17 protein-coding genes are annotated in these 17,151 nt (G+C 66.3%); 10 read left to right on the top strand and 7 right to left on the bottom strand.

Features of this window, described 5'->3' with window-relative positions; genetic code table 11:
• Positions 1-365: 365 nt before the first annotated feature.
• On the top strand, positions 366-548 hold the full coding sequence (locus AC1Z32_RS29405) for a hypothetical protein (protein ID WP_483482348.1): 183 nt from the start codon (positions 366-368) through the stop codon (positions 546-548).
• A 100-nt stretch (positions 549-648) separates the two neighbouring features.
• Here the strand turns inward: AC1Z32_RS29405 and AC1Z32_RS29400 are convergent, their stop codons facing one another.
• The 3 genes from AC1Z32_RS29400 to AC1Z32_RS29390 form a co-directional block, all read right to left on the bottom strand.
• Complete coding sequence (locus AC1Z32_RS29400) at positions 649-1,485, bottom strand: 3-oxoadipate:acetyl-CoA acetyltransferase (RefSeq protein WP_483482347.1); 837 nt, start codon at positions 1,483-1,485, stop codon at positions 649-651.
• Positions 1,486-1,677: 192 nt separating this feature from the next.
• A complete protein-coding gene (locus AC1Z32_RS29395; RefSeq protein ID WP_483482346.1) occupies positions 1,678-1,962 on the bottom strand; it encodes a DUF3303 domain-containing protein in 285 nt (94 codons plus the stop codon).
• A gap of 235 nt (positions 1,963-2,197) precedes the next feature.
• Positions 2,198-2,551, bottom strand: a complete 354-nt coding sequence (locus tag AC1Z32_RS29390) for a hypothetical protein (protein ID WP_483482345.1) — start codon at positions 2,549-2,551, stop codon at positions 2,198-2,200.
• A gap of 257 nt (positions 2,552-2,808) precedes the next feature.
• Here AC1Z32_RS29390 and AC1Z32_RS29385 point away from each other — a divergent pair, with 257 nt between their 5' ends.
• The 4 genes from AC1Z32_RS29385 (at position 2,809) to AC1Z32_RS29370 (ending at position 5,993) form a co-directional block, all read left to right on the top strand.
• On the top strand, positions 2,809-3,111 hold the full coding sequence (locus AC1Z32_RS29385) for an EF-hand domain-containing protein (protein ID WP_483482344.1): 303 nt from the start codon (positions 2,809-2,811) through the stop codon (positions 3,109-3,111).
• A 12-nt stretch (positions 3,112-3,123) separates the two neighbouring features.
• A complete protein-coding gene (locus AC1Z32_RS29380) occupies positions 3,124-3,837 on the top strand; it encodes a response regulator (RefSeq protein WP_483482343.1) in 714 nt (237 codons plus the stop codon).
• On the top strand, positions 3,834-5,198 hold the full coding sequence (locus tag AC1Z32_RS29375) for an ATP-binding protein (RefSeq protein ID WP_483482342.1): 1,365 nt from the start codon (positions 3,834-3,836) through the stop codon (positions 5,196-5,198). Before AC1Z32_RS29380 ends, AC1Z32_RS29375 begins: the two co-directional genes overlap by 4 nt.
• 63 nt (positions 5,199-5,261) lie before the next feature.
• On the top strand, positions 5,262-5,993 hold the full coding sequence (locus AC1Z32_RS29370; RefSeq protein ID WP_483482341.1) for a helix-turn-helix domain-containing protein: 732 nt from the start codon (positions 5,262-5,264) through the stop codon (positions 5,991-5,993).
• Positions 5,994-6,020: 27 nt separating this feature from the next.
• On the opposite strand, the gene AC1Z32_RS29365 is transcribed toward AC1Z32_RS29370, so the two are convergent.
• Complete coding sequence (locus AC1Z32_RS29365) at positions 6,021-7,010, bottom strand: zinc-dependent alcohol dehydrogenase family protein (protein WP_483482340.1); 990 nt, start codon at positions 7,008-7,010, stop codon at positions 6,021-6,023.
• On the opposite strand from AC1Z32_RS29365, the gene AC1Z32_RS29360 reads away from it, so the two are divergent.
• Both AC1Z32_RS29360 and AC1Z32_RS29355 read left to right on the top strand, forming a co-directional pair.
• Entirely contained in the window at positions 6,985-7,527 is a 543-nt protein-coding gene (locus tag AC1Z32_RS29360) for a hypothetical protein (protein ID WP_483482339.1), read from the top strand. The genes AC1Z32_RS29365 and AC1Z32_RS29360 overlap by 26 nt on opposite strands.
• A gap of 100 nt (positions 7,528-7,627) precedes the next feature.
• Positions 7,628-8,002: a DUF3564 family protein gene (locus tag AC1Z32_RS29355; RefSeq protein ID WP_483482338.1), complete on the top strand. Its 375-nt coding sequence runs from the start codon at positions 7,628-7,630 to the stop codon at positions 8,000-8,002.
• A gap of 30 nt (positions 8,003-8,032) precedes the next feature.
• Here the strand turns inward: AC1Z32_RS29355 and AC1Z32_RS29350 are convergent, their stop codons facing one another.
• On the bottom strand, positions 8,033-8,224 hold the full coding sequence (locus AC1Z32_RS29350; RefSeq protein ID WP_061162441.1) for a DUF2964 family protein: 192 nt from the start codon (positions 8,222-8,224) through the stop codon (positions 8,033-8,035).
• Between the two features lie 350 nt (positions 8,225-8,574).
• Between AC1Z32_RS29350 and AC1Z32_RS29345 the strand changes: the two genes are divergently transcribed.
• Positions 8,575-8,997 (top strand): phasin family protein, encoded by a 423-nt coding sequence (locus tag AC1Z32_RS29345; protein WP_483482337.1) that lies wholly within the window; start codon positions 8,575-8,577, stop codon positions 8,995-8,997.
• 69 nt (positions 8,998-9,066) lie between these two features.
• A complete protein-coding gene (locus tag AC1Z32_RS29340; RefSeq protein WP_483482336.1) occupies positions 9,067-9,879 on the top strand; it encodes a class I SAM-dependent methyltransferase in 813 nt (270 codons plus the stop codon).
• Positions 9,880-9,888: 9 nt separating this feature from the next.
• Here AC1Z32_RS29340 and AC1Z32_RS29335 read toward each other — a convergent pair whose 3' ends face one another.
• Entirely contained in the window at positions 9,889-12,063 is a 2,175-nt protein-coding gene (locus AC1Z32_RS29335; protein WP_483482335.1) for a serine/threonine-protein kinase, read from the bottom strand.
• A gap of 443 nt (positions 12,064-12,506) precedes the next feature.
• Here AC1Z32_RS29335 and AC1Z32_RS29330 point away from each other — a divergent pair, with 443 nt between their 5' ends.
• On the top strand, positions 12,507-12,728 hold the full coding sequence (locus tag AC1Z32_RS29330; protein WP_483482334.1) for a hypothetical protein: 222 nt from the start codon (positions 12,507-12,509) through the stop codon (positions 12,726-12,728).
• Between the two features lie 45 nt (positions 12,729-12,773).
• Here the strand turns inward: AC1Z32_RS29330 and AC1Z32_RS29325 are convergent, their stop codons facing one another.
• Complete coding sequence (locus AC1Z32_RS29325) at positions 12,774-17,144, bottom strand: Lhr family helicase (RefSeq protein ID WP_483482333.1); 4,371 nt, start codon at positions 17,142-17,144, stop codon at positions 12,774-12,776.
• Positions 17,145-17,151: the final 7 nt, after the last annotated feature.

The raw sequence follows: 17,151 nt of genomic DNA, 5'->3' as shown, positions 1-17,151 counted from the left end.
CGGAACATGTTTGTGATGCGCGAAGCGACGCCAAAACGCGAACCTTGCGCGCTTCGCTTATTATCGGCCTCGACGGGCCATATTGAATTCCACGCTACAGCGCCGCACTCTCGGACCGAGAGTTCTTCGCAACGGCTGCAACCCGATTACATGCTAGCAAACATACAGCCGGAAACCAAGAAAAGTTTCCGCATCGAAGGGCGCCCGGGTTTTCACGCGGCTGTCATTCGGTATATTTTCCTTGATTCCATTCGCCGTTTAATGGTGCATCCGAATTCATAATTTGGAACGCTGTTTCGCGAACCAGGGTGCTTAAGACTGGTTTAAGCATTGGAGCCTAAAAGATGTCATGAGACACGAGCAACATGACCGCGATGCCGTTCGTCGCGGGTCGCTGCAAATCGGCTCTCATTCGCACGTCCACGCGGATGGTCAAACCGGGCAACGCCGCACGCGCATCCCAACGGCGCGAAGGCGCAGGCGATGACCATCCCATTCAGCCCGGCAGGAATGCCGGGCTTTTTTTTGATTCATCGCGCAATGCGTGATGCGGGCGCAAGCTTATGCCCTTTCCCGAAGATGGTCGATGAACACAAAAAAAAACGCGCCGCGGTTTCCCGTAGGCGCGTCTCGATCCGCAAGCAGTGCTCAAAGCGACAACAGCTTGCGCGCCTCCTTCGCCGTCGCGACAGGCCGTCCGTACTCCGCGCACAGCGACGCCACCCGGCTCACAAGTTGCGCATTGCTCTTCGCGAGCGTGTCCTTGTCCCAGCGCACGTTGTCTTCGAGCCCGGTGCGGCAATGTCCGCCCAACTGCAGCGTCCAGTGATTCACTTCGAGCTGGTGACGGCCGATGCCCGCAGCCGTCCAAGTCGCATCGGGCAGATTCCTTTTCAGTTGCTCGACTTCGAACTCGAGGATCTCGCGCTTTGCGGGCAACGCGTTCTTCACGCCGAGCACGAACTGCACGTGCACGGGCGACTTGAGCAAGCCCTGACTCACGAGATCGACGGTGCTGTAGAGCATTGCCAGATCGAAGATCTCGATCTCGGGCTTCACGTTGTGATCGAGCATCGTCTGCGCGAGAGAGCGCACGAAGTCGGGCGGATTCTCGTAGACGATCGTCGGAAAGTTGACCGAACCCGTCGCGAGCGATGCCATGTCGGGCTTGAGATCGAGCATCGCGCCGCGCTGCTCGAAGGAACGGCCTCGCCCGCCCGTCGAGAACTGGATAATGATATCCGGGCAATGCTTGCGGATGCCCTCCTGCAATTCGGCGAAGCGATGACGGTCCGAACTCGAGCGCTCGTCTTCGTCGCGCACATGCAGATGCACGAGCGTCGCGCCCGCTTCATACGCTTCGTGCGTGCTCTCGACCTGCTCGGCGATCGTGATGGGCACGGCGGGATTGTCCTTCTTGCGCGGCACCGATCCGGTGATCGCAACCGATATGACGCAGGGTTCCTTCGTAGGGGATTGGGTCACGCTTCGCTCCTTGACGGCGCCGTCCTTGCGTACAACATCGCGGGGACGGAGACGGCGCTCAAATTTGAACTAACTAGTACGTTTGCAATGGTGAGGCATTGTCCGTTCCGCTGCAAGCCACACAAACCCTAAGCCTCTTGCACTCGCGTCCGCTGCTGAATCATTGCGTTCGTACGACGAATCGCGCCATGCTTACGTCTGCCGCGCCGCATGCTCGGCGAGCATCTGGCCGACCTGCTCGTCGGTGATAGCGGGCCTGATGTCGAACATGAACAGATCGGCCCACTCGTGCGCCCACGTCGCAAGTGGCGCGAGGTCGTCGCATTCACATACGGCGATCCCCCAGATCGAGCCGACCGCATGCCAGCGGCCCAGCAGATGAATGCCGTCGGGCGGCGTACCGCGGGTCTGCAGGAATCGCTCGGCCGCCTGTCTTTCGACATCGGGCTGCGCTGTCCAGTTGACGATGAATAGCATGGTTCGATCCTCCTGTTGGAACGCCATGAAACGGCGCGATGCGCCGGGCCCCCGCCGCGTCGGCACGCGCGCCGGATGCGGTTAATCCAGTATAGGAGGCGGCAGCCCGCGCAACGGCGCATCGCATCGTGCGTGGTCGTGCGATTGCATTTTGCGTATTGCATGACGCATTCAAACGCAGCCGCCATGCACTATCCTCTTGCCACCGCCTCGGCGCGCACGCAGGCGGGGTCGCTCAATGCATCACGACGACCGGCGCCGCGAGCACCGGCTGCGCATACGTCACCCTCACAGCAGGCGCGGCCGCATAGGCGGATACGACCACAGCCGTACCCGGCAGAGGAGGCGGCGGCGGCGCGGCGACGGCCACGGGCGCGACGACGGGCGCAACCACCACCGTACGCACGGGCACGTAGTAGTACGGCGGCCTCGGCGGCGGCGCATAGTAATAGACGGGACGTGGCGGCGGTGCGTACACGATGGCGGGTGCCACGTAGGAAACCTGCACGCTCGTTCCAGCCGATGCGGTCTTCGCGCAAGTCAGGCTGATGACGGCAACGGCAGAAACGCTGAGCAAACGAATATTCATTGTGAAGTCCTCATGCATGGAAGGCGGTCGATTGAGCTAGATGTCGAGATCTCATAGGCCAGCGATGAGAACGATAGCGAAGCGCCGCCCGAAGCGTGAGGCATAACTTGTGTCATCGAATGTCGGCGAGAGCGCCGGGCATCGCGGATGAAATACGGCGACATGGTTCGTAGCATCCCTGAGATTGCGTTCGCCGCGCGGCTCAATAGAATGGCATCACCGCTTACGTTCAACGCATTCGAAACGAGGAGAGCGCCATGCGAAAGATCCTTGTCATCCTTGCCGCATGCGCGGCCTGCGTCACGTCGGGGGCAGCCTTCGCGCAAACCGCCACGCAGCCGATGGGCGCGAGCCCGCGCGTCGAACACGCGCCCGGTCAGTTGCAGACGCGCTTCTCGAGCGCCAACACCACGCACGACGGCAAGCTCACGCGCGAGCAGGCCACCATCGGCATGCCGATGGTCGCGAAGCACTTCGACGAAATCGACACGCAGAAGAACGGCTACGTGACGCTGCCGCAGATCGAAGCCTTCATGCGCGAGCACGCCGCGCAACGTTGATCCGGAGCCTCCATGGACACCCTGCCGAAGATCATCGTGCTCGACGACGAAGCCGAGCTGCGCAACATGCTGCAGCGTTTTCTGAGTTCGCAGGGTTTCGAAGTGCGCGTCGTCGAGAACGGCAAGCGCCTTGACCGCTATCTTCAGCGCGAGCCCTACGACCTCCTCGTGCTCGACTGGATGATGGAGCCCGAGGACGGCCTTTCCGTCTGCAAGCGCCTGCGCGCGGAAGGTCAGACCTTGCCGATCCTGATGCTCACGGCGAAGGGCGATCCGGTCGACAAGGTGATCGGCCTCGAAACCGGCGCCGACGATTACCTCGCGAAGCCTTTCCTGCCGCAAGAGCTCGTCGCGCGCGTGCGCGCGTTGCTGCGCCGCCAGAAGATCGCCGCCGGCGATCCCACCCACACGCAGCAAGTCGTCCGCTTCGGCGAGTTTCGCCTCGATCTCGGCAAGCAGAAGCTTTATCGCAACGGCGAGCCGTTCGAGATCCACTCCGCGCAGATGCAGTTGCTCGGCGCGCTCGGCTCGTCGCCGAATCGCGCGGTGAGCCGCGATAACCTCATCGCGCGCACGCGCGGCCGTGACCACGACGCGCTCGATCGCAGCATCGACGTGCAAGTGCTGCGGCTACGTCAGATCGTCGAGGAAGATCCCGGCAAGCCGCGCTTCATCAAGACCGTCTGGGGCGTCGGCTACATGCTGCTCGCAGAAGTCGAATCGTGAGCCGCGCGCCGCTCGCTCGCGTCGTGCCGCGCTCGCTCTTCGCGCGCAACATCCTGTTGCTCGTCGCGCTCGTCGCGGTGAGCCAGGTCTGCGCGATCGCCGTGCTGCTGCACTTCATCCAGACGCCGCGCCTCGAGCGGGCGGCGGCGACGTTCGCGAGCTACATCGTCACGCTCGACACGCTCCTGAAGACGACGCCGCCCGATGCCGCGCAAACCGTCGCCGCGCATCTCGACCTGCACGCCGAACTGCCCGCCGGCATCCGCGATACGGCGCCGGAATCGCGGCTCCACTTCTATCAAACGTATCAGCGCCAGACTTTCATCGAGAGCCTGCGGCGTCATCTGCCCGCGGACATGCTCGTGCGCTGGCAAGGCGGCGACGCGGCCGACGACGGCCAGCAACGTCTGTGGATCCGCGCGCATCTGTCGGGCGAGCCGCGCTGGCTCGCGCTGCCGGTGCCCGAAGCCGCGCATGACGACGGCCTCGCCACGGCGCTCCTTCTGTCACTCGGACTCGGCGCACTCGCGTTCGCGACGGCCTATGCGATCCAGCGCCATCTGAACCGCCCGCTCGCGCATCTCGCCGATGCCGCGCGGCTCGTGTCCTCGGGCGGCGAGCCGGGCGTCCTGCCGACCGACGGCCCGACCGAGATCGCGCAGGTCAGCGGCGCGTTCAACCGGATGACGGCAGCGCTGAAGGAAGCGGACGCCACGCGCGCGCTGATGCTCGCGGGCATCTCGCACGATATCCGCACGCCGATGACCAAGCTGCGCCTCGCCATGGCGATGTCCTCCGTGCCGTCGAAGGACGCGGCCTTCGCAGCATCGGCGGAAGGCTATCTCGACACCATCGACACGATTCTTCAGCAGTTCATGGATTACGCGGGCAGCGGCGCGAAAGAGACGCCAGTCGTGGGCGATCTCAATGCGCTGATCGCGAACCTGGCTGCCGATTTCGCCGGACTGGGACACGAGTTCGCGCTCGATCTCGGCGAGATCGAACCGTTTGCGTTCCGTCCGATCAGCATGATGCGCATGCTCATGAACCTGATGCAGAACGCGGTGCTGTACGGGGTCGTCGGGCTGGAAGTGCGCACGTGGACCGACCCGGAGGCGCGCGCCGCGTGCGTCGTGATCGCGGATCGCGGCAAGGGGCTCGGCGGCCAGGATCCCGAAGCGCTCAAGCAGCCGTTCAAGCGCGGCGGCGGCGAAGGCCAGCCGAAGGGCACGGGACTCGGCCTCGCGATCGTCGAGCGCATCGCGCGGCTGCATGGCGGCACGCTCGAACTGCGCCCGCGCGAAGGCGGCGGCGCACAAGCGCGCATCGTCCTGCCGCTTTCGGGGGCCGCAACACGTTAGCGCGGAGTCGAATTTTCCTTTCCTCCGTCCGTGAACCATACTGGTCTGTAGGAGGAAACCGCCATGGAACCGTCCATCGATCCCGGCACGGCAGCCGGACGCGCAGCACGCGACGGCGTGCACGGCGCCGCGCCGACGCTGCATGTCCGCTTGTCGGACGCCGACGCCATCCCGTTTCCGACGCGCACCGTCGAGCGCGGCGACGCGCTCTATTGCGCAGGCGAGCCGCTGCGTAGCCTCTACACGGTGCAAAGCGGCTGCTTCAAGTCGGTCGCGACCTATCCCAGCACCGACGACGACAGCGCCCCGCACACGCAGGTCACGGGCTTTCATCTAGCGAACGAGACGCTCGGCCTCGACGGCGTCTGCACGAGCCGGCACGAAAGCGACGCCGTGGCGCTCGAGCCGAGTGTCGTGCGCATCATGCCGGTGGGCATACTCGAACCCTTGTGCCGCGAATACGCGGCAATGCAGCACGAACTGCTCGCGATCATGAGCGCCGAGATCGTGCGCGCGTCGCGTCTCGCGCTGATGCTCGGCACGATGCCCGCGCGTGAGCGCGTCGCCGCCTTCCTGCTCGATTTCTCCGAGCGGCTCGACGCGAGCACGACATCGTCCGGCGAGCGTTCGGCGGATCTGCTCCTGCCGATGACACGCGCGGATATCGGCAGCTATCTCGGGCTCGAGCTCGAAACCGTGAGCCGCACGCTCTCGAAGCTGCAGCGCGAAGGCGCGATCGGGCTCAATGGAAGGCAGGTGCGGATCGTCGATCGCACGATGCTCGAGCATCACTGACGAACGTTCGTCGATTCTTCGCTGCGCTCAGGCGCGGACCGTGAGCACGGCGGCGCCCGTCAGCCTGCCTTCGCGCAGGTCGTCGAGCGCGCGGTTCGCGTCTTCGAGCGGATAAGGCGTCGTGTGCAGATCCAGATGAAATTCCCCGGCGATGCGCATGAACGCGCGCCCGTCCTCGCGCGTGAGATTCGCGACCGACACGACGCGCCGCTCGCCCCAGAGCAGGTCGTAGGGAAACGAAGGGATATCGCTCATGTGGATGCCGCCGCAGACCACGGCACCGCCCTTCGCGACCGCCTTGAGCGCCGCGGGCACGAGCGCGCCGGCCGGCGCGAAGATGAGCGCCGCGTCGAGCGTGTCGGGCGGCGTCTCGTCGCTGCCGCCGGCCCAACGCGCCTTCAGATCGAGCGCGAGCCGTTGCGCCGCGCTGTCGCCCGGGCGCGTGAACGCATAGACGTCGCGGCCCTGATGCCGCGCCACCTGCGCGACGATATGCGCGGCCGCGCCGAAACCATAGATGCCGATGCGCTCCGCATCGCCCGCCATCCCGAGCGTGCGGTAGCCGATGAGCCCCGCACACAGCAGCGGCGCGGCTTCCACATCCGAATAGCGCTGCGGCAGATGCAGGCAGTAGCGCGCATCCGCGACGACCTGCTCCGCGTAGCCGCCGTCGATCGTATAGCCCGTGAAGCCCGGCGCGTCGCAGAGATTCTCGCGGCCCGCCGCGCAGTAACGGCAGAGCCCGCAGGTATGACCGAGCCACGGCACGCCCACGCGGTCGCCCGGCGCGAAGTCCGTCACGCCCGCGCCGAGCCTTGCGACCGTGCCGACGATCTCGTGCCCGGGAATCACGGGCCGCTTCGGATGCGCGAGTTCGCCGTCGACCACGTGCAGATCGGTGCGGCACACGCCGCACGCGTGCACGTCGATGAGCACTTCGCCCGGACGCGGCGACGGCTCGGGCAGATCGAGTGCCTGCAAGTGCGGTGCGGTGCCGTCGAAGACCATTGCGCGCATGGATACGTCTCCCCTGATCGTTGCAATCGAGCGTACGCCGATCGATATTGCGGTGCAGCGCCCGTCGTGGCAAGCCGGCGAACGCAACGCGCGCCTTCGCGATGTCGTGGGGCGCGAGAAGCCGCCGTGGTGCACCGATGCACGCGCATCGCGCGTCGGCGTGGCGCTTCGTGATGCGGCTTCGCGCGATGATGCGGCGCATTCATCGCGCATCGACGATCATCGCATGCGGCGATATGCCTCCCATGCCTTGTCGCTGAAGCGTCAGATTGTCGTACTAAACTTCAGTCATGCAGTGACGAAGCGAACATGCGCAAGAAGCGCGTTTTCGGCATCGGTCTTGCTTGATTGGTTTGGACGTCATCGCTGTTGCGGCGCGGCAAGTCCTGCGATCCAGGCATGCCTTATGAACGTTCCGGCGATGGAACCCATTACATGCGGCGCGATTAAACTTATCGTCCGCGCACCGTTCGAACTTGTCATCGCGGTCTTCACAGGCCGCGTCGTAACGCCTTAACAATACGCGCGGCGCGAGCCGCCATTCAACCGACGACGCTCATGGCCGGCGCGAAAGTGCTGGGCGTCTCGTCCATCGAAATCGTTTCATGGAGGATGACATGCGTATCACGGTCAAGCTGGATGGCTTCGAAGGCGCTCAATCGGCGGCTTACGCCATCCTGTGGCTCGACAAGGAAACACGCCGCTGGTCGCGCGAGGGCCACCAGGCGGTGGAGGTCCCGGACTGGGGCGGACTGCGCTCGGGATCGAACGGAACGATGATCTGCGGCCAGCAGGTCGAAGATCCCATCTGCGTGCTGGAGCGCCTCGATTTCGATGCGCCGGACGGTCCGTGCGAAGGTCTCGCGGGACGCGTGCTTTGGTATCACGACGGCGCGCGCATGAAGAGCACCGGTCGCTGGCACGTGCAGTGCATCGACCGCGAGCAGATCAAGGCGGAACACGGCGTCTTCGCAGGGGAGGAGGACAGCTGACGCGAAAGCAGGATCGCGAAAGCAGGATCATCAGGGCTCGTCGCTCGGCAATGGAGTGAGCATCACGACAAAGGACGCAGCCCCGATGAGAATGGCGAGCACGCCGTAGTACATGACGGCCGTCTCGTCGAAGAGCAATCCGCGCAGCGCCGCATCGATGCCGCCCAGCGTCACGAAGACGGCGCCCAAGGCCGCGACGATACGCCCTTCACCCCTGATCATGATCTTCTCCCGACCGTCGGGCGGCTGCGGCCGCTCGCGCGCGGTCGCGGCATGCAGTCATCCCTGCTACGCCGCCATGATTTCATGGTCGCTTCGGCTGCGCGGCCCGAATTGATCTGCATCAACCTCCGGAAGACGCCGCGCAGCCGCATTCGTCAGGCAAGCATCACGGCGCGAGGAGACCGCTCGTTCTGGTGTTTTCCCTTGCCCCATCTCCAAGGCTTATATTGGTAGTATCGGGTGCGGTAGCGCGTTGGCACGATTTCGCGCACCGCGCTCGTCGCCGGGCCATTTTCGCCTGTTGCCCGCAAGCGTGGCTCGCATTCGACCGAAGAACCTGGAGAGGCACGATGAATCAAAATTTCAGCGATCCGTTCAGCCAGTTCGCCGCCATGTTCCAGCAGTATCAGCTTCCCGGGTTCGATGTCACCGCGATCATGGAATCGCGGCGCAAGGACGTCGAAGCGCTCGCGGCGACCAACCGCGTCGCGTTCGGAGGCATGGAAGCGCTGCGCGACAAGCAAGTCGAAATCCTGCGCCGGACCCTGGGCGAGCTCGAAACCATCGCCAAACAATTCGCCAACACATCGATCCAGCCTCCGTTCAACGCCAACGAAGTCGTGCAACGCGCGCTGCACAACGCTCTCGCAGACATGCAGGACATCGCGCGCACGACCCAGCAAACTCAGGCCGAAGCCTATGCGCTCGTCAGCAAGCGCATGGAAGACGCCCTGAAGGAACTGAAAGCTTCCATCGAGAAGCCCAAGACCTAGTCTCGCGCGTCTGCGAGGCCCGGCCTCCGGCAATGCCTGAGCCGCGCGAGCGGCGAGCGGAGGTGCGTCATGCAATTCGACGAATTCGCGGCGTTCGAAAAGAACGGCTGGGAGCACGTCGTCCAGCCGTACGAGGATTATTTCGGAAGGCTGACTGTCCAGTCGCATCCCGCGCTGCTGGATGCGCTCGAGGTCGGTCCGGGCACGCGCATGCTCGATGTCGCCGCCGGGCCCGGCTATCTCGCCGCGGCGGCCATCGAGCGCGGCGCGACCGCGGCGGCCATCGATTTCTCCGCATCGATGATCGCCCATGCGCGCCAGCTTCATCCCGAGGTCGAGTTTCAGATCGCGGGCGCCGAGCACCTGCCTTTCGACGCCGAGAGTTTCGACGCGGTCGGGATCAGCTTCGGCATGCTGCACTTTCCCGAGCCGGAACGCGCGCTCAAGGAAGCGGCGCGGGTGCTGCGCCAGGGCGGCCGCGTGGCGTTCACGGCCTGGGCGCCACCCGAGCGCGCGGTGGGCTTCGGCATGGTGCTCGACGCGATTCAACTGCACGGCAAGCTCGATGTCGGTTTGCCGCCCTCGCCGCCCTTCTTCCGTTTCAGCGATCCCGACGAATGCGTGCGCGTGCTCACGGAAGCGGGTTTCACCGCCGCGCGCGCCGACGAAGTCGAGCAGACCTGGCATCTCGTGCTGCCGGAAACGCCGCTCGACGGTCTGATGCACGGCGGCGTGCGCATGGCGGCGCTGCTGCGCGCGCAATCGAAGAGCGCGCTCGCGCAGATCGAGCAGGAAGTGAGGGCGCGCGTGAAGCCCTATTCACAGCACGGCGAGCTGCTCGTGCCAATGCCTTGCGTGCTCGCCTCAGCCACCAAGCCTTGAGATCCGCCCTTACTTTTTGGCCTGCGTCGTGATCTGAAAGAGATCGACGGCCACGCGGTCGCGCCCGTACTTGCCCGCGAGCGCGGAGAGGCGCTTCTCGACCGCGCGCAGATATTCGGGCTTCGCCTCGCTGTCGGGGCGCGGGGCATCGAAGAGCGGCGCGGGCGTGACCATGAGCACGATCATCTCCGAGCCGAAGGGCTTGCCAACGACCCAATCGCCCATCGTGCCGATGGTCGCCGTGTAGCTCGGCGGCGCCTGGTTGTCGCGGGAGCGCGAGTTCGGCAGCAGATGCACGACGCTGCCGTCGAGCATGTAGTAATCGACGTTGACGTAGGAATCGAACGCGGGCGTCATCAGATCGACGATCAGCGGTTCGCCTTCGGTGAGGCGCGTCGCGCGCGAGCGCGTGTGTACGGAAGCCGGCCCGCCCGACTGCCGGTTCGCCGTCCAGTACGGACCGAAGACCTTGAGCAGATCGCATTTGTCGTCGGCGACCTGCTGCACGCCGAAGTTCGTTGTCTTCACGCCGGGCACGCGGCCGAGCGCTTCCTTCAGCCGCGCGAGCCCGTATTTCTGCGACACGAAGCCCTGCACGTCGACGGTCTGATCGTGCACCGACGCGACGAGCGCCGAGCACGGCACGCTCGCGAGCACGGGCGTGACAGCGGCCATCGTGAGCGCGGGAACGGGCGTCGCGGGCACCGCGGGCGTGACCGCAACGGCGGACGCCGGCGCGGCCGTCTCCGGCGCGTGTGTCGTCACCGTGCCCGAGGCGCTCCCTTCGGATGAACGCGGCTGCGCTTCGCGCGCGGTTTCCTCGCCGCTTCCGTACTGCTCGAAGTAGTACCAGCCACCGGCGGCGATGAGCACCGCCACGGCCGCCGCCGCGCCGATAGCGAGCTTCGGCGCGCCGCTTTTCTTCGCCTTGCGGCCCGCGGGCGTCGCGCCGTTCTCCTCGCTGATTTCGTCGAGGAACTGCGCGACGCTCGGCGTCCTGTCTTCGCGCTCGAACGCGAGCGCGGCCTTCACCGCTTTCCACTGCTTGTTGCCGAGGTTCTCCGGGCGCTGCGGCTTCATGCCCGCGCTCTTCGCCTGCATTGCGGGCACGCGGTCGAACGGGTGCTTGCCCGTCAGCAGTTCATACGCGATGCAGCCGAGCGCGTAGATATCGTCGCGCGGGTCGGGCTCGCGATGCTCGAGCATCTCCGGGCTCGCATAGGCGGGCGTCAGCGCGCCGAGGCTGCCGGGATCGAAGACCGTGGCCTCCATTTCTTCCTCGGGCCGCTGGATCACGCGCGAAATGCCGAAATCGATCACCTTCACTTCGGACGTGTCGGTCAGAAACACGTTGGCGGGCTTGAAATCGCAGTGCACGAAGCCGCGCTCGTGCGCGTACGCGAGCGCGTTGGCCATGCCCTTGAAGATCGGAAACACTTCCGTGAACGGCATGCCCTTGAAATTCGGGTTCCGAAGCAATCGAGACAGCGGCTGGCCGGACAGATATTCCATCGTCAGATAGACGACCTGGCCGTCGCGGTCGAAGTCATAGACGGTGACGATGTTCCGGTGCGCGAGCTGCTGCGCCTTGCGCGCCTCGCGCTGCAAGGCGATCAGCGATTTCGGATTGCCGCGGAACTGGAGATTGAGCACCTTGATCGCGACATACGGACGGCGATCCGACGCTTCGAGCTTGCGCAGATCGAGCGCCTTGTACACGGTGCCCATGCCGCCGATGCCGAGACACTCTTCCAGCACGAAGCGGCTGTTGAGCGTATCGCCGACGCCTTTCATCTGCTGATCGTGGTCGACGATCACCTGCGTCGCCTGCCCGAAGGTGCCGCCCGTGCTGCTGCCGGTGTTGCTGTTGGAATCGCGCGAAGGCGGCGGCGGAAAGCCGGGCGTGGTCTGCAGACGCGTCTCGTCGCGGCCAACGGGGCCAGCAGGGCCGGTGGCGGACTGCGGATCGGGACGCATGCGCGCCGCGTGCTCGATGCGGCGCCGGATGGCCGCATAGATGTCTGGCGGCAACGGCCGCGCCGCGTGCTCCTCGTCGAGGATCTCCATGAGCCGCTTCGCCGGCGTCTGCTCGGTCGCCAATGCGCCGTCGACCCCGGCAAAGAACTCGTCGCGCGACCCGCCGTCGCCCCGATATGTACGAATCGCTTGCGCAAAACTTGTCATCTGTGCGACGCGACGCGGCTCCAATCGATCGACACTACTTGTCGTAATAAAACCCGGTGCTCGTTCGATACTAGCCTTCGCATGGCGCTTGTGCAAATGGCGTTTTCGATCATGCGCGGCATCGCGCACATGTCGTTCGGAGAGCGACATGTCGCTCATGAGTGTTGGCGCGGTTACGGCAGATCACATCCATGCGAGCGCGGGCGGTTCCGGCGAATATACCGGGAAATCAAGGCATTGCAGGGTCTTTCGTCCGCGCTCACATATCTGGCACGGCTTTCGCATGAATCAGCCCGAACGTCCTCGCGGCAGAAGCTTTGGCCTTTTGCCGCCATCGGCGTTGGCGGACAGAAAGATGGCGCGCCGGATCGCGGAGTCCGGGCGGCGCGACGAAGCGAATTGTCTATACTCGATTGCGACTCCCCACTCTGGAGGAAGCACTCATGGCCGTACTCAAAATCAGGGATCTCGCCGACAGCGTCGAGCTCGACCGGCAGGCGATGAACACGATCGTCGGCGGCGCGCGCGACGGATTCCGGCCGTCGTTCCGCATCCGGCTGGGATCGAACGTGAACCGTGTGGTCGATTACCCGGGCGTGCCCGTGAAGGACGTGCCGGTCGCGCAGGCCGGGCCGTTCACAACCCGAATCCTCACGAAGAAATAAACGTCGATACGTCGATACGCGCGAGGGATTCCGTCCCTCGCGTCCTCAATGGCGCACCGGTACGCCGGTGCCCGTCATGCCGATTCCTGCCGAAGTTCCGAGCGAACGCGCCGAGCGCTTGACGAGCGCGAGGCGCAGACGCTCGCGGCCGGGGCCGTCGAAATCGCCGAAATAGCGCGTCTTGCCCGCGATCACCGCGCCGGCGGGCACGCCGTCGAGATATAGCACGCGGTTGCCAGCGAGCGCCGGCACCTTCTCGCCGGGCAACAGCGTGCCGACGAGATTGAGCGGATCGACCGCCGACAGCGCGACGAGCGCGCCGTCCTTCGGCCGCTTGCGCATGTCGCGCAGGAGCGGCACCGCTTCGGGCAGCGCGAACTGCTCGCCCGCCAGACCCGCGACGAAGCGCCCGCCGCGAATCTCGCCGCGCGCCTCCAGCCGGTGATACACGCGCAGCAGATCGCGCCACGGCGGCAGCCATTGCGCCTCACGCTCCAGCAGACGCCAGAACACGACGCCATAGCGCCGCAAGAGCGTCATCGCGACGTGCTCGATATCGCCTTCCTCGCGCGCGTCCTCCTGCTTCGCGCGGCGCAGGAGCGCCCAGCGCCCGGCATCGTCCATCCCGCCGATGAACAGACCGCCGCGCCGCGGACGGCGCGCGAACGCGTTGCGCTTCGCCGCCGGCGCGAGCAGCGCGCGCAGCCCCGCGAAGCTGTCAGCGTTGACGAGCCCGAGCGCGACCAGTTCGCCGAGCGCGTCTTCGAGCTCGGTGCGCAAGAGACGCACGTCGGCGAGAAGCTCGTCGAAGAACATCGCGCCGTGGGTCTTCAGGGCGTCGAATACGCGTTCGGCGCGCGACGAGAGCTGCGGCGCTTCGTCCGGACGCATGAGCGCGTTCCATGCATCGAGATGACGGCGCGGCAGGAGCACGATCGGCGTGCCGCGCACCGGGCCGCCCGATGCGCGCGAACGTCCTGCGGGGCGCGTCCACACGAGCTTGCCCGCGCGGCAGAGATCGTCGAGCCACATCCCGGAATAATCGGCGATGCGCGCCGGCAGGATCTCATCCTCCCACGCGACGGCGGGCGCCTCGAAACCTTCGAGCTGCTCGAGCACCGCGCCGAGCGCGTCGCGGCCCTCGCCGTGCGAATCGGGTGCGACGCGCTGCCATTCGAGCAGAAAGCGCATGAAATCCTGCCGCTCGACCGGCTCGATTTCGCGCCGCAGCCGCCGCACCGTGTAGCGATGAATCCGCGCGAGCAGATGCCGCTCGCACCATTGCTCGGCCTGCGCGCCCGGCGTGAAGCGGCCGCGCATCACGTAGCCCTGCGCTTCGAGCCGTGTGAGCGCGAGCGCGATCGCCGATGCGGGCAGCGCGAGCGGACGCGCGATCTCCGGCACCGTCAGCGGACCGAAGCCGGACAGCCGCGCACGCACGATCTCGACCAGCGCGTCGTCGGGAGTCCAGGCGTCGTCGAAGCCGGGCGGCGGTTGCAGTACCGGATGCATCGGCGCGTGCTCGTAGACGGCGCGCACGCACGCGAGTCGCTCGACGGGCGTCCACAGCGCGTCGTGCTCGGCGATCCGCAGGCGCGTCGCGCGGCCGGAGAGCGCGAGGGCATCGAGCCACGCGGGCCATTGCGCGCTGGATTGCGCCTCGCTTTCCGTGATGCACGCGAGCGTCGTCAGCGCCTCGTGCATTTCGTCGGCGCTTGTGACATCGGGCCACGCTTCCTCGCGCACGCTCGCGATCGCATCGGGATCGAGCGCGCCGAGATCGTCGGCGGATTGCGGATCGGTCCAGCGGCGCGCGAGCACGGCCTGCGTGCGGCGCTCTTCGAGCGGCGCGTCGTCGAGGAACGCATACGGCCGCGCCGATAGAATCTCGGCCGCGAGCGGCGACGGCGCGGGCAATTCGCGCGTGACGAGACGCACATCGCCCGTTTCGATGCGACGCAGGAGCGCGAGCCACGCTTCGCTGTCCATCGCGTCGTGCAGGCAATCGTCGATAGTCTGCTCGACGAGCGGATGCGCCGGCACCTCGCGCTCCCCGGCGATGTTCTCCGCGCACGCGACCTGATCCGGAAACACGGCCGCGAGCAGATCCTCGCTTTTCATGCGCTGCAGTTGCGGCGCGACCTTGCGTCCGCCGGTGTAGCGCGGCAGCGCGAGCGCATTGGTCGCGTTCCAGCGCCAGCGCACGCCGAACAGCGGCGCGTCGAGCAGCGCCTGGATCAGCACATGCTCCGCCGTCGCCGACTTGAGATAGCGCCAGACGTCGTCGAGCGCGAAGCTGTGGCTGCCCGTCAGGGACAGCACGATCGCGTCTTCCGTCGCCGCCGCCTGCAGTTCGAAGTTGAACGTGCGGCAAAAGCGCTTGCGCAGCGCGAGCCCCCACGCGCGGTTCACGCGGCTGCCGAACGGCGCGTGGATGACGAGCTGCGTGCCGCCCGACTCGTCGAAGAAGCGCTCCATGACGAGCGTGTCCTGAGTCGGCAGCACGGTGAGCGCGGCGCGCGAGCGCGCCAGATAATCGACGATCTGCCGCGCGGGCTCCATGCCGATGCCCGTCTCCTCGGCAAGCCACGCCGCGGCTGCTTCGATGCCGCCTTGCGCGAGGCGGGCGTCGATCTCGCCGCGCAGACGCGCAATCGCGTGCGAAAGCTCGTCGCTGCGCCCGGGCGCCTCGCCTAGCCAGAACGGAATATTCGGCGGCTGGCCGTTCGCGTTCTCGACGCGCACGCGACCGCCTTCCACGCGCACGATCCGGTACGACGTATTGCCGAGCTGAAAGATATCGCCCGCAAGACTCTCGACGGCGAAGTCCTCGTTTACCGTGCCGATCTGCAAGCCTTGCGGTTCGAGGATCACGGCGAAATCCGCGTTGTCGGGAATCGCACCGCCCGAGGTCACCGCCGTCAGCTTGCCGCCGCGCCGGCCGCGCAGCGTGCGGCTCACCGCATCGCGATGCACGTAGGCCGCGCGCACGCCCTGCCGCCCGGTATAGCCCTCCGCGAGCGTGCGCAGCACGGCCTCGTAATGCGCGCGATCGAGCGTCGCGTAAGGATACGCGCGCGTGATGCGCTGAAAGAGCGCATCCTCGTTCCATTCGCGGCACGCGACTTCGGCGGTGATCTGTTGCGCCAGCACGTCGAGCGGCGCGCGCGGGATCGTCAGCGCATCGAGCTCGCCGCGCCGCACGCAGTCGAGCAGCGCCGCGCACTCGATCAGATCGTCGCGCGAAGTCGGAAAGAGCCGCCCCTTCGGAACGCCGCCGACGTGATGCCCCGAGCGCCCGACGCGCTGCAGGAACGCGCCGATCGAGCCGGGCGAGCCGATCTGGCAGACGAGATCGACATCGCCGATATCGATGCCCAGCTCCAGCGATGCCGTGGCGATCAGCACGCGCAACTCGCCGCGTTTCAGGCGCTGCTCCGCCTCCAGCCGATGCTCGCGCGCGAGGCTGCCGTGATGCGCCGCGACCGCTTCCTTGCCGAGGCGCTCGGTCAGATGCCGCGCCGCGCGCTCGGCCATGCGGCGCGTGTTGACAAAGACGAGCGTCGTGCGATGTTGCGCGGACAGTTCGGCGAGGCGGTCGTAGACGCGCTCCCACATGTCGTTGGACATGATGGCTTCGAGCGGCATCGGCGGAATGTCGAGCGCGAGATCGCGCGCGCGGACGTGGCCGACATCGACGATTTCGCACGATTCCTGTTCGCCGACGAGGAACTTCGCGACGAGCTCGATGGGCTTCTGCGTGGCCGATAGCCCGACGCGCACCGGACGCTGTCCGCCCGCTTCCTCGCACAGCGCGTCGAGCCGCGCGAGCGACAGGCTCAGATGCGAGCCGCGCTTGCTGCCCGCGACCGCATGAATTTCGTCGACGATCACGGTGCGCGTGGTCGCGAGCATCGCGCGGCCGGAGTCCGACGAAAGCAGCACGTAGAGCGATTCGGGCGTCGTCACGAGAATGTGCGGCGGACGCTTTTTCACTGCGTTGCGTTCCTGCTGCGTGGTGTCGCCGGTGCGCACGGCCGCGCGAATCTCGGGCGCGGCCACGCCGGATTCCTGCAAAGTCCGTGCGATGCCCGCGAGCGGCGCTTCGAGATTCACGTGGATGTCGTTCGACAGCGCCTTGAGCGGCGACACGTACACGACGCGCGTTTCGTCCGGCAACGCACCGCCGAGCGCCACGCCGTCGCGCACCAGTTCGTCGATGGCGGCGAGAAACGCGGTGAGCGTCTTGCCCGAGCCCGTCGGCGCGGCCACCAGCGTCGAGCGGCGCGCATGCACGAGCGGCCAGGCGCGCGCCTGCGCAGCGGTCGGCGCGGGAAAGCGCGAGCGGAACCAGCTCGCGACGGCCGGATGGAAACCCCGCAGGGCGTCGTCCGTGGGAGAGGATTTTCGGATCATCCGGACA

The sequence above is a fragment of the Caballeronia sp. 11_S32 genome (genome assembly GCF_056930355.1).
Note: the sequence above shows the minus strand (reverse complement) of the source record. Positions and strands in the feature narration are given on the sequence as shown.

Coding starts and splice junctions, on each gene's coding strand:
- AC1Z32_RS29405 (WP_483482348.1), top strand. CDS start 366: ATGACCGCGATGCCGTTCGTCGCGGGTCGCTGCAAATCGGCTCTCATT.
- AC1Z32_RS29395 (WP_483482346.1), bottom strand. CDS start 1,962: ATGCTATTCATCGTCAACTGGACAGCGCAGCCCGATGTCGAAAGACAG.
- AC1Z32_RS29390 (WP_483482345.1), bottom strand. CDS start 2,551: ATGAATATTCGTTTGCTCAGCGTTTCTGCCGTTGCCGTCATCAGCCTG.
- AC1Z32_RS29385 (WP_483482344.1), top strand. CDS start 2,809: ATGCGAAAGATCCTTGTCATCCTTGCCGCATGCGCGGCCTGCGTCACG.
- AC1Z32_RS29380 (WP_483482343.1), top strand. CDS start 3,124: ATGGACACCCTGCCGAAGATCATCGTGCTCGACGACGAAGCCGAGCTG.
- AC1Z32_RS29370 (WP_483482341.1), top strand. CDS start 5,262: ATGGAACCGTCCATCGATCCCGGCACGGCAGCCGGACGCGCAGCACGC.
- AC1Z32_RS29365 (WP_483482340.1), bottom strand. CDS start 7,010: ATGCGCGCAATGGTCTTCGACGGCACCGCACCGCACTTGCAGGCACTC.
- AC1Z32_RS29355 (WP_483482338.1), top strand. CDS start 7,628: ATGCGTATCACGGTCAAGCTGGATGGCTTCGAAGGCGCTCAATCGGCG.
- AC1Z32_RS29350 (WP_061162441.1), bottom strand. CDS start 8,224: ATGATCAGGGGTGAAGGGCGTATCGTCGCGGCCTTGGGCGCCGTCTTC.
- AC1Z32_RS29345 (WP_483482337.1), top strand. CDS start 8,575: ATGAATCAAAATTTCAGCGATCCGTTCAGCCAGTTCGCCGCCATGTTC.
- AC1Z32_RS29340 (WP_483482336.1), top strand. CDS start 9,067: ATGCAATTCGACGAATTCGCGGCGTTCGAAAAGAACGGCTGGGAGCAC.
- AC1Z32_RS29335 (WP_483482335.1), bottom strand. CDS start 12,063: ATGACAAGTTTTGCGCAAGCGATTCGTACATATCGGGGCGACGGCGGG.
- AC1Z32_RS29330 (WP_483482334.1), top strand. CDS start 12,507: ATGGCCGTACTCAAAATCAGGGATCTCGCCGACAGCGTCGAGCTCGAC.
- AC1Z32_RS29325 (WP_483482333.1), bottom strand. CDS start 17,144: ATGATCCGAAAATCCTCTCCCACGGACGACGCCCTGCGGGGTTTCCAT.